The sequence below is a fragment of the Microbulbifer celer genome, from assembly GCF_020991125.1.
GTDB classification, from domain to species: Bacteria; Pseudomonadota; Gammaproteobacteria; order Pseudomonadales; family Cellvibrionaceae; genus Microbulbifer; species Microbulbifer celer.
On record NZ_CP087715.1, the window covers coordinates 2,232,038 to 2,244,009 of the forward strand.

Below are 11,972 nucleotides of genomic sequence, written 5' to 3' on the forward strand. Positions count from 1 at the left end.
GGACAATGCCTGCGGCACCGGTCACACTTTATTGTCGTTTATTTTATGGTGCCAATGGACTGGTTGACCAGTTCGGCTAACTCCCCCAACACCGCCGTGGCAAAGGCGCCCGGTGGTAGCGCAAAATCCAGCCACAGGTCTGGTGCTTGCCCCTCGTCCTGCCACACATATTGAAACGCCGCCGGCGCCAATACCAATGGCCGCCGCTCCTGGCTCAGTCCGCAGTGTTCCAGCCAATCCTGCCATCCTGCCCACAGGCTCATGGCATCATTCTCCAGCGTGAGCTGCTCATCGCTGGCCGCATTGCGCCCCCGTCCCCACAAAGGGCCGGAAGGAAAGGCTTCCGGCTCGCCAGGCAACACTTCCTGCCAATTGCCCGTTGAGACCCTTGCACTCAGCACCTGATTGAACAGCCAACTGCGGGCCGCAGACATGGCAAAGGTCTTCTGCTTTCTGGGCAGCCGACGGCGCTCTCCCGCGTGCTCTGCGGCGACGATTCCCGCTGCAAGGTCCAGATTGCCGCCATCGCGGCCAAAGCGCTGTTCGCCAAAGTAATTGGGTACACCGGCCGACATCCGGGCCAAGATCTGGTCCGCGGCGTCACGGTCCCCCTGAATATTGCGCAGCCGGATGCGGAAGCGATTGCCGCTGTGCTCCCCCCGGCGCAACTTGCGCGCACCACGGTAATGTTGCACCACGGTGGTCTCATCGTTGTTTACCGCAGTCCAGTCGGGCTCCGGCTTTTGCGCCAGCCACACACTGAACCACTGAGTGGTCACGGCATGGCGGTCCTTCAGGCCGAAAAAGCCCACGTCCTGATTGCGCACGCCCGCCAGTTCTGCCAGCTGTTGTGCAACCCAACCGGTATTGGCTCCGCGTTTGCGGATCTGCAGGTACACATGCTCACCCTCCCCTTCCTGGGGAGCGGCCAGTTCTTCTACGATGAAATCTTCCGGTTCGGTACGAAAATCCGCACGGATAGCGGGGCCGCCGTAGGCTCGGGGCCAGTTCAGGTTCCAACCGGCATTGTCTTTACTTGTATTGTCTTTATCAGTCACGGGCGCCACTTCCCAGAGGTTCCAGCAGCACCACTGCCTGGGCCGCGATACCTTCTTTACGGCCGGTAAAACCGAGTTTTTCGCTGGTGGTGGCCTTGATGCTGATAGCGTCAACTTCCACCTGGCAATCCGCGGCAATATTGGTGCGCATGGCATCGATATGCGGTGCCATCTTGGGCGCCTGGGCGATCAGGGTGGCGTCGGCGTTGGCCAGTCGATAGCCGCGCGCGTGGATCAGGTTCACCACATGACACAACAACAGCCGGCTATCCGCCCCGGAATAGGCGGCGTCGGTGTCCGGGAAATGTTTGCCGATATCCCCGAGCGCCAGCGCGCCCAGCAAGGCGTCTGTCAACGCATGTAGCAGAACGTCGCCATCTGAATGGGCGACGAGGCCCTGATCATAAGGAATGGTGACGCCACCGAGGACCACGTGATCCCCGGGGCCGAAGGCGTGCACATCTATGCCCTGGCCGATTCTGAAGCTCATTCATCTGTTCCTGGTTGGGATTGGGATGGCCCCTGCTGCGCCGGAGAATTTCGATGACGAAGCAGGGCTTCCGCCAATATCAGATCGGCGGGATGGGTCACTTTAAAGTTGCTGCGACAGGCGGGTACCAGTTGCGGGTGGTGGCCGGCCAGCTCGAGGGCACTGGCTTCGTCGGTAATGGCCGCGGGGTTTTCTTTCAGTCCTCGGGCCAGGCAATCCCGCAGTCGCCCGAGCGGGGCTTTCTGCGGGGTCTGCGCCAGCCAGATCTCGGACCGGGGCAATGTCTGCCGGACGAGGCTTTGGCCACCTGCTACAGGCTCTGCCTGTTTGACGGTATCGCTGGCAGGCTGGGCGAGCAGTGCCATGGATGCAGCCTCGAGCAGACGCACTATATCTCCGTGTTCCACCAGAGGCCGGGCGGCGTCGTGGACAAGGACAGTGGTTTCTGGGGGCTGTTGCGCGCTCAGAAAGTCGAGGGCGGCCAGTACGGAGTCGGCGCGCTCGCTGCCGCCGGTAACGGTGTGCACGCGCGGATCTGCGGCTTCTGCCAGAGATTGGAATTGTCGGTCGTCGGCGGCGATGGCGACGATGATGCCGGTAACGTTCGGCCAGCCGAGGATGTTCTGCAGGGTATGGGCGATGAGGGGTTTGTCTGCGAGCGGCAGGTATTGTTTGGGTTGAGCTGTGCCCATGCGTTTGCCGGCACCGGCGGCGGGTACGATGACCCAGTATGGCGCGGTGGCGGGTTTGGGGGCATTTACCTCAGGAGGTTGGGCGTCGGAGGCGGTCATTCTTTTTCTCGTGCATTCTGTTCTTCGGGGTCGAGAAAAATAAACAGGGTTTCGCCTTCTTTGATGAGGCCGAGGTCGTAGCGGGCTTTGGCTTCTACGCCGTCGGTGCCATGTTTGAGGCTCCGGACTTCCCGCAGGAGTTGGCGGTTTTCCCGCTCGAGGGCAGCATTTTTCTGCTGCTGGTCATTAAGCTGTCGTTCCAGTCGTGTGACTTCCGCAAAGCTGCCATCGCCCACCCAAAGTCGATATTGGGTGATCAACAGCATCACGGTAAGAATTGACAGCAGCCACTTCATTTCATCTGTTCTCTCTGGCTTCAGTGGTACAGCACGGAATCAGCTCCGTGGCGGCTCCGCTACCGGGTATTGTTTGCGAGACACGCCGTTAACCCATCCATGGGGGCTCTGCGAAAACATCCCTGTTTTCGAAGGTCTCGCAAACAATACCCGGTATCGAAGCCTTCGCTTCGGGTTCAAGCAGGTGAACCAAGAAACGAGACTAAAGCCAGTTTACCGGGCTTGCCGAATTACTTGAACTCAGCAATGCCGCGGTAAGGCGCCTTGCCTTCCAGCTCGGCTTCGATGCGCAGCAGGCGGTTGTACTTGGCTACGCGGTCGGAGCGGCACAGGGAGCCAGTTTTGATCTGGCCAGCGGCGGTGGCGACGGCCAGGTCGGCGATGGTGGTGTCTTCGGTTTCACCGGAGCGGTGAGAGATGACCGCGGTGAAGCCAGCGTCTTTGGCCATTTTGATCGCGTCCAGGGTCTCGCTCAGGGAGCCGATTTGGTTGAACTTGATCAAGATGGAGTTGCCAATGCCTTTCTCAATACCTTCTTTGAGAATCTTGGTGTTGGTGACGAACAGGTCGTCGCCCACCAGCTGGACTTTCTCGCCGATTTTGTCGGTGAGGATTTTCCAGCCGTCCCAGTCACTTTCGTCCATGCCGTCTTCGATGGAAATGATCGGGTAGTTTTCGGACAGTGCCTGCAGGTAGGAGGCAAAGCCTTCGCTGTCGAACTCTTTGCCTTCGCCAGACAGGTTGTACTTGCCGTCTTTGTAGAACTCGGAGGAGGCGCAGTCGAGCGCCAGGGTGATGTCGTCGCCCAGTTTGTAGCCGGCGGCTTCGACGGCTTCGGCGATGACCTTCAGAGCACCTTCGTTGGACGGCAGGTTGGGCGCGAAGCCACCTTCGTCGCCGACTGCGGTGTTGAGGCCCTGGGCAGACAGGACTTTTTTCAGCGAGTGGAAGATCTCGGCACCCTGGCGCAGGGCTTCGGCGAAGGTTTTCGCTTTCACCGGCTGGATCATGAATTCCTGGATGTCGACGTTGTTATCGGCGTGCTCACCACCGTTGATGATGTTCATCATCGGTACCGGCAGGGTGTATTCGCCGGCGGTGCCGTTGATTTCAGCAATGTGCTGGTACAGGGGAACGCCCTTGGAGATGGCAGCGGCTTTGGCGGCGGCCAGGGAGACGGCGAGAATGGCGTTGGCGCCGAGTTTGGATTTGTTCTCGGTGCCGTCGGCGTCGATCATGGCCTGGTCGAGGGCGCGTTGATCGGTTGCGTCTTTGCCTACCAGCAACTTGGCGATTTCGCCGTTGATGTTTTCAACCGCTTTCAGTACGCCTTTACCCAGGTAACGGCTTTTGTCGCCGTCGCGCAGCTCAAGGGCTTCGCGCGAGCCGGTGGAAGCGCCAGACGGCGCGCAGGCAGAACCTACCGCGCCGCACTCGAGAATAACATCGGCGTTAACGGTGGGGTTACCGCGCGAATCCAGTACTTCAAAAGCTTTTACAGCAACAATCTTGCTCATTTTTACAACGGGCTCCTTGTTTATCGGAATTGTGAGTCTGTGAGGTTTGGAGTTGGTGGCCGCCTTTTCGGGGCCACTCGTTTTAGTTATTCAGTTTTCCACGTTCTGCTGGTGGATGCGCTTACGCTTATCCACCCTACCGGCTAAAGATTTATTTGGTATCTAAAGGCTCAAAGCTTTTTACCAGGTCATCCACGGCCTTCATCTGCGCCAGGAATGGCTCCAGCTTATCCAGCGGCAGCGCACTGGGCCCGTCGCACAGGGCTTTATCCGGGTTCGGGTGCGCTTCCAGGAACAGGCCGGCAATGCCGATGGCAAGGCCGGCGCGACCGAGCTCGGTGACCTGGGCGCGGCGACCACCAGAAGCAGCGCCACCCGGATCACGCATCTGCAGCGAGTGGGTGACGTCAAAAATCAGCGGTGCGCCGCCAGAGGCGTCTATCACGGTGCGGAAGCCGAGCATGTCGACGACAAGGTTGTCGTATCCGAAGCAGGCGCCCCGCTCGCACAGGATGATCTTTTCGTTGCCGCCTTCAGCAAATTTATCCACCACGTTTTTCACTTGCGGTGGGCTCATGAACTGGGGTTTTTTGACGTTGATCACCGCACCGGTCGCAGCCATTGCCGAAACCAGATCGGTCTGGCGAGCCAGAAAGGCGGGCAGTTGGATCACATCCGCCACTTCAGCAACCGGGGCTGCCTGATGGGGCTCATGCACGTCGGTGATCACCGGCACACCGAAGGTCTTTTTGATCTCCTGAAAAATTTTCAGGCCCTCTTCCATGCCGGGGCCGCGATAGGAATGAATGGACGAGCGGTTGGCCTTGTCAAAGGAAGCTTTGAAAACGTAAGGAATACCCAGTTTATCGGTCACCTTGACGTAGTGTTCGGCCACTTGCATGGCCATATCACGGGACTCGAGCACGTTCATCCCGCCAAACAGGGTGAACGGATTGTCGTTGGCAACTTTCAGGTTACCCACTTCGATGGTTTTCATTTTTCTCTTCCTGAGCCAGATTGGTTCTGGTCATCGCTCAATTCTTTTCAAGGCCCGGTGGTGGATTAAACGAAGCGCATCCACCACCGGCTCCCAATCAATTACGCCTGTTTGTGCTTCACCGCAGCAGCCACAAAGCTCTCAAACAGCGGATGGCCGTCGCGAGGCGTGGAGGTAAACTCCGGGTGGAACTGACAGGCCACAAACCAGTTGTGCTCCGGCAGCTCTACCATTTCCACCAGGGTGTCGTCCGCGGACCAGCCACCAATTTTGAGGCCGGCCTGCTGCAGGCGATCAACATAGTTGTTGTTGACTTCATAACGATGACGGTGACGCTCGACGATTACGTCGCGACCGTAGATTTCCCGCGCCTTGGAGTCTTTGGCCAGACGACATTCCTGGCCTCCGAGACGCATGGTACCGCCGAGATCGGATTTCTCATCGCGTTTCTCGACCTTGCCTTCGGCGTCGATCCATTCGGTAATCAGGCCAATCACCGGGTGCGGGGTTTTGGTGTCGAACTCGGTGCTGTTGGCTTTTTCCAGGCCCAGCACGTTGCGCGCGTATTCGATCACCACAGACTGCAGACCGAGACAGATACCGAGGAACGGGATATTGTTCTCGCGCGCGTAACGCACGGATTCCAGTTTACCTTCCAGACCGCGCTCACCGAAGCCACCGGGCACCAGGATCGCGTCGGCGTCCTTGATCAGATCGAGGCCATTTTCGGCTTCCACATCTTCGGCGTTGATGTAGTCGATGGTGATCTTGGTGCGGTTTTTGATCCCCGCGTGCACCAGGGATTCAATCAGGGATTTGTAAGCATCCAGCAGTTCCATGTACTTGCCGACCATGGCAATCTTGATTTCCTGCTGCGGGTTCAGTTTACCGTCGACCACTTCGTCCCACTCGGACAGGTCCGGCGCCTCGCATTCCAGCTGCAGCTTCTCAACCACGATCTCATCCAGACCGTACTCGTGCAGCATGCGCGGCACACCATAAATGGTCTTGGCATCCGGCAGCGGTACCACCGCGCGCTCTTCCACGTTGGTGAACAGGGCGATCTTGCGACGGGAATCGTCGTCGATGGCACGTTCGGAGCGACACAGCAGAATGTCCGGCTGCAGACCGATGGAGCGCAGCTCTTTCACCGAGTGCTGGGTGGGCTTGGTTTTGGTCTCACCCGCGGTGGCAATGTACGGCACATAGCTCAGGTGCATCAGCAAAGCGCGGTTGGTGCCCATCTCCACGCGCAGCTGACGCACGGACTCCAGGAACGGCTGGGATTCGATGTCGCCCACGGTACCGCCGATCTCCACAATGGCCACATCCACGTCGCGACCGCCTTCGATCACACGGCGCTTGATTTCATCGGTAATGTGGGGGATCACCTGCACGGTGCCGCCCAGGTAGTCACCGCGGCGCTCTTTGCGCAGCACGGTCTCGTACACGCGGCCGGTGGTGAAATTGTTGCGCTTGGACATGCGCGTGCGAATGAAGCGCTCGTAATGGCCCAAATCCAGATCGGTCTCGGCGCCATCTTCGGTCACATAGACCTCGCCGTGCTGGAAAGGGCTCATGGTGCCCGGGTCAACGTTAATATAAGGGTCAAGCTTCAGGATGGTGACCTTGAGGCCACGGGCTTCAAGAATTGCAGCCAGAGAAGCGGAAGCGATACCTTTCCCCAATGAGGAAACCACGCCGCCAGTGACAAAAATATAGCGCGTCATGCAAAACCTTGGTCAGTTGAATGCCCGACGAGTTCGGGCGTGCGGGACTGGCTCTGGGGGCGCGACCTCGCGCAACCCGGTGCCTTTGAGATGGGACGCCAGACTACCAGAAAGGTGCTTTCTGCTCAATCTGAAAAACGCCAGATTGGCGGCTTCGGCGGTCCTTCCGCGGTGACGAACAGGTCCCCCACGCCCAGCAACACCTCCCCCTGATAAATCAGCGGCACGCTGCCTCGCAGCCAGGGCTCGAGGGCAAACTCCTGCAGGAGTTTCTTCAGGGTCTGGGAATGCCGACGCTGCGCGGGCTGCGCCCGCTCGCCGCCCCGTCGAAAGCGCACCGAATAATCCCCCGCGGGCCAACAGGGACCGGGGGCCAGCTCCCAGCCGCCGGGCAATACCAGGTTTCTCACACCATCCCACTGCCACGGGGTTACCTCACCGTCTTCGGTACTTTCAGCGGTCTCCAATTGTGGTGTGAGGTACAGCCGATTGCGAAAACGTCGCACCACCAGGCCACCGAGGGCCACGGCAGGAGTGGCATCTGCTACCGCATCCAACTGTGCCAGCACTTCAGCAACCTGCGCAGATTCCGGTATCCGCCCGCCTTCCTGCTGCACCCAGTACCGCAGCAAGTTCCGTTGACGGCTCGCCGAAAGCAACCGGAACGCAGGCAACTGAACACTTTCCCCAAAGCGCTCCCGCCGATACTCGCAGCGGCCGAGATCCTCTGCGGCCACTTCCGCCATCAGCTCAGCGGCCTCGCGCAGATGTTCGCTCGCACGCGCCACCTGGGATACGACCGGCCAGCGCTCGGCGAGCCGTGGTGTAACCTGACGGCGCAAGTAATTGCGCTCAATGGACTGATCCTGATTACTGTCGTCTTCAATCCAGCACAGGCCGTGGCGATGGGCGTACTGTTCCAGCTCCCAACGCGTTGCGCCCAGCAAAGGGCGCAATACCGACTTACCGTCGCCCATCGTTCGCTGTTCGGCCATTGCGGCCAAGCCGAGTACACCGGCACCTCGCAACAACCTTAAAAAGAAGGTCTCCACCTGATCGTTGCCGTGGTGGGCCAGCAGGATCTGATCCCCCGCCGCCATACATTCGGCAAACGCCCGGTAGCGCGCGTTGCGCGCCCCCTGCTCCAGGCCACCGTCCGCCGGCTGCACGGAAACAGATCGGGTAATAAAAGGAACAGACAACCCGGCCGCACAATCCTGGCAATGTCGGCGCCAACCATCTGCACGCGGGCTCAGGCCGTGATGGATATGCACCGCTGTGAAGGGCACCCCCAGCGTGGCGAGCAAGTGCAGCAGCACCGTGGAATCCAGCCCACCGGAATAACCCAGCCACAAATGTCCGCGCGCGGGAAACCGCGCCAGCGAAGATCGCACCAGGGCTGTCAGTTTGCACTTCCCGGGCAAGGCGGGGCTCCTATCAACGCTATCGACCGACTTTCAAGATGCCAAGTATGCCAACTCAGATATGTCGGGATCTATCGGAAGAGGCAGTATACCGCTCTGGAACCCCCTGCGCCGTCCGGTATGTCCCAAACTCTATTCCCAGCCTCTGTCGCGCCCGCCCTCCCCCGCCGGAAAAATGACGCAAAGGTCACACTTTTTCAGTGTGACGCTTTATCCCCTTCGCCCCACTTCAATTCCTGGCTAACATCCAATTGATAGTCATCATGACTATTAACAGCGAGGTAACGACAAGAAGTAACGACAAATAAGCGCAATAACAATCAGCGACAAGAGAGAAGAAAATGGCAAAACCCACACTCACTGAACCCGGATCCCGTCGGCTATTCAAGCTCCCCGGGGCTCTGGTCATCGGCCTGCTGGGCTTTACCGCACAGGGCGCTCTGGGCGCGTGCGAGTACACTGTGACCAATGCCTGGAATTCAGGCTTTACCGCCAATGTGCAAGTTACGAATGATACCGCGTCGACGGTAGACGGTTGGCAGGTCCAGTGGCAGTTCAGCGGCGACAACCGTGTCACTAATGCCTGGAGTTCAGAGGTTTCCGGCAGCAATCCATATACGGCGAGCAACGCGCCGTGGAATGGCACCCTGCAACCGGGGCAGTCCGTGGAATTCGGCTTTCAGGGTACCTCCGGCGGCGTCACAGAAACCCCGCAGGTTACGGGAACGCTGTGTGATTCGGGCAGCTCCTCCTCCGGCGGATCATCCAGTTCCAGCAGCTCTTCCAGTTCGTCCAGTTCTTCATCTGGCGGTACCTCGTCAAGCAGCTCTTCTTCCAGTTCAGGGGGCTCCAGTTCGGGCGGCTCGGTGGATCACCTCTACAGCCTGGCGGCCTTCCCGGTGGGTGTCGCGGTGTCTGCGGGCAATGAAAGTCGCAGCTTCCTGAACTTTCCCGAGAAGCAGACTAGCATCGCCCAGCACTTTAACCAGATGACCGCTGCCAACATCATGAAGATGAGTTATCTGCATCCAGCGGAAAATACCTATGACTTCGCCAATGCAGACCAGATGGTGGACTGGGCAGAGGCCAACGGACTCGGCGTTCACGGCCACACCTTTATCTGGCATTCGGACTATCAGGTCCCCGGGTGGATGCAGAATTACAGTGGTGATTTCCAGGCCATGCTGGACGAGCACGTCACCACCATTGCCCAACACTACGCGGGCCGGGTGGAAAGCTGGGACGTGGTGAATGAAGCCATCGATGAAAACCAGTCCAGCTGCTTCCGCAACTCCCTGTTCTATCAACGCCTGGGCAGCGACTATCTGGCGAATGCCTTCAGCGCCGCCGATGCCGCTGATCCCAACGCAGACCTCTACTACAACGATTACGATACCGAGGGTGGCAACAGCAACAAGCTCAACTGCCTGCTGCAAATTGTGGATGACCTGCAGGCCGCCAATGCGCCCATCGACGGCGTCGGCTTCCAGATGCACGTACAGATCGACTGGCCTTCAACCTCCCAGATCCGCAGCGCCTTCCAGGCCATTGTGGACCGCGGGCTCAAGGTGAAGATCACTGAACTGGATGTGCCGGTGAACAACCCATACGCCTCTGCCCCCTTCCCGCAATACACCAGCTACACGCCGGAAGTGGCGGCGCTCCAGAAAGCCCGTTACAAATCCATCGTGGAAGCCTATCTGGATGTGGTGCCGGCACACCTGCGCGGCGGCATCACCGTATGGGGATTGTGGGATGGCGACAGCTGGCTGCTGGAGTTCGATGAGCGCCAGGGCGCAGACGACTGGCCACTGCTATTTGGCGGACCGGCGAACGGGCCCTATGAAGAGAAGGCTGCGTTTGACGGAGTAGCTGAAGCCTTACTGGGGCAATAAGCCCTCTCTCCGGGCGGGCGGCCCAATGTGCCGCCCGCCTGTTGCTCGCCTCCCCTCTACCACCCGCCTCCGCATTCTTGACCGCCACCGCCATACATCCATTCCCAACGAATTCCCCCCACCTTTCCCACCTATTCCGCCCATGTGCGGAAAGTGAGACGGTTTTGGCGTCCAACTTTGTGTGATTTCGCAAAGTAGGACGCTTTTCCCCGCCTCGCTCGTCACACTCCCGGATGCGCAAAATAGTGCAAAAAATAAAAACAGGAAGTAGTTCGATGCAAGCGATTGAGAGTTCACTGGATGCTCTGGAGCAGGGCAGACCAGATTCCCCGCCACTGGCCTTTGTGGTGCTGATCTGTAGCGTTGCCACCATTGGCGGTTTTTTGTTCGGCTTCGACAGTGGCGTGATCAACGGCACGGTCGGCGGTCTGCAACAGGCGTTCAATTCCGATACTGCCGGCACTGGCTTCAATGTGGCATCGATGCTGCTGGGTTGTGCTGTGGGTGCCTTCTTTGCCGGGCGCCTGGCAGACCTGTGGGGCCGTAGAACCCTGCTGATCATCTCCGCATTGCTGTTTATCGTCAGTGCCTGGGGCTCCGGCGTTGCATCCAACTCACCGGAATTCGTGTTCTACCGTATTCTGGGCGGTCTCGCGGTGGGTGTGGCCAGCGTGATGTCACCAGCGTATATCAGTGAGGTGGCGCCGGCAGCCATTCGCGGACGCCTGATCACCATCAATCAGATCGCCCTGATCTCCGGCCTGTTTATGGCCTTTGTCAGCAATTACTGGCTGGCAAAAACCGCGGGCTCTGCCGTCAATGAATGGTGGATGGGATTCAGCGCCTGGCGCTGGATGTTCTGGGTAGAAATTGCGCCGGCCACGCTGTTCTTCCTCGCCCTGCTGCTCATTCCGGAAAGTCCCCGCTACTTGATGATCTCCCAGCAGACGTCCAAGGCCACGGACGTGCTGCGGCGCCTTTACGGTGAAGCAGAGGTCCAGCGCAAGCTGAACGCCATCCGCGAATCCGTGGCCGGCGACCGCAACCCGCGCATGGCGGACCTGCTGGAGCGCAGCGGCCGTCGCGCCGGTAAGATCCGCAAGATCGTGTGGGTCGGGATTGGGCTCGCCACCTTCCAGCAACTGGTGGGGATCAATGTGGTCTTCTACTACGGCGCGGTACTCTGGCAGGCCGTGGGCTTTTCCGAGGCAGATGCGCTGCTGATCAATATCATTTCCGGCGCCGTCAGCATTGGCGCCTGCCTGATCACCCTGACCCTGATTGACCGCATCGGCCGCAAACCGCTGCTGCTGATTGGCTCTATCGGCATGGCAATCACCCTGGGGCTGGTGGCTTTCGCCTTTACCAGAGCGACCATCGGCGCCGATGGCAGCCTACAGCTGTCTCAGGGAATGGGACTGTTGGCGCTGGTGGCTGCCAATGCCTATGTGTTTTTCTTCAACGGTTCCTGGGGCCCGGCGATGTGGACCATGTTGGGGGAGATGTTCCCCAACCAGATCCGCGGTTCCGGCCTGGCGATTTCCGGCCTCGCACAGTGGGTGGCCAACTTCGCCATAACCATGACATTCCCGATCCTGCTGACCGGCATCGGCCTCGCGGGGGCCTACGGTATTTACACACTGTTCGCGGTACTTTCCATCGCCTTTGTCATTTACCTGGTGCACGAAACCCGCGGACTGGAACTGGAGCAGATGCGCGGTTGATCCGCCGCAATATTTTTATCACCTTGCCCGGGGCGCCAGCCCCGGTCTTT

At 59.3% G+C, this 11,972-nt stretch carries 10 protein-coding genes; 2 read left to right on the plus strand and 8 right to left on the minus strand.

Annotation, left to right across the window (positions count from 1 at the left end; genetic code table 11):
• Nucleotides 1-38 precede the first annotated feature (38 nt).
• The 8 genes from truD to tilS all read right to left on the minus strand — a co-directional run bounded on the left by truD (nt 39) and on the right by tilS (nt 8,303).
• Nucleotides 39-1,058 (minus strand): tRNA pseudouridine(13) synthase TruD, encoded by a 1,020-nt coding sequence (gene truD / locus LPW13_RS09395; protein WP_230434871.1) that lies wholly within the window; start codon nt 1,056-1,058, stop codon nt 39-41.
• Entirely contained in the window at nt 1,051-1,548 is a 498-nt protein-coding gene (gene ispF, locus LPW13_RS09400) for a 2-C-methyl-D-erythritol 2,4-cyclodiphosphate synthase (RefSeq protein ID WP_230434873.1), read from the minus strand. The genes truD and ispF overlap by 8 nt, the downstream gene beginning before the upstream one ends.
• A complete protein-coding gene (gene ispD / locus LPW13_RS09405; RefSeq protein ID WP_230434874.1) occupies nt 1,545-2,339 on the minus strand; it encodes a 2-C-methyl-D-erythritol 4-phosphate cytidylyltransferase in 795 nt (264 codons plus the stop codon). Before ispD ends, ispF begins: the two co-directional genes overlap by 4 nt.
• Nucleotides 2,336-2,635: a septum formation initiator family protein gene (locus tag LPW13_RS09410; protein WP_230434875.1), complete on the minus strand. Its 300-nt coding sequence runs from the start codon at nt 2,633-2,635 to the stop codon at nt 2,336-2,338. Before LPW13_RS09410 ends, ispD begins: the two co-directional genes overlap by 4 nt.
• A 230-nt stretch (nt 2,636-2,865) precedes the next feature.
• Nucleotides 2,866-4,152, minus strand: a complete 1,287-nt coding sequence (gene eno, locus LPW13_RS09415; protein WP_230434877.1) for a phosphopyruvate hydratase — start codon at nt 4,150-4,152, stop codon at nt 2,866-2,868.
• Nucleotides 4,153-4,303: 151 nt separating this feature from the next.
• Nucleotides 4,304-5,149, minus strand: a complete 846-nt coding sequence (kdsA, locus tag LPW13_RS09420; RefSeq protein ID WP_230434878.1) for a 3-deoxy-8-phosphooctulonate synthase — start codon at nt 5,147-5,149, stop codon at nt 4,304-4,306.
• Between the two features lie 101 nt (nt 5,150-5,250).
• Nucleotides 5,251-6,879: a CTP synthase gene (locus LPW13_RS09425; protein WP_230434879.1), complete on the minus strand. Its 1,629-nt coding sequence runs from the start codon at nt 6,877-6,879 to the stop codon at nt 5,251-5,253.
• Between the two features lie 125 nt (nt 6,880-7,004).
• Nucleotides 7,005-8,303, minus strand: coding sequence for a tRNA lysidine(34) synthetase TilS (gene tilS, locus LPW13_RS09430; protein WP_230434880.1), 1,299 nt, complete (start codon nt 8,301-8,303; stop codon nt 7,005-7,007).
• Between the two features lie 341 nt (nt 8,304-8,644).
• Between tilS and LPW13_RS09435 the strand changes: the two genes are divergently transcribed.
• Nucleotides 8,645-10,198: an endo-1,4-beta-xylanase gene (locus LPW13_RS09435; protein WP_230434881.1), complete on the plus strand. Its 1,554-nt coding sequence runs from the start codon at nt 8,645-8,647 to the stop codon at nt 10,196-10,198.
• A 233-nt stretch (nt 10,199-10,431) separates the two neighbouring features.
• Nucleotides 10,432-11,922: a sugar porter family MFS transporter gene (locus tag LPW13_RS09440; protein ID WP_268932630.1), complete on the plus strand. Its 1,491-nt coding sequence runs from the start codon at nt 10,432-10,434 to the stop codon at nt 11,920-11,922.
• Nucleotides 11,923-11,972: the final 50 nt, after the last annotated feature.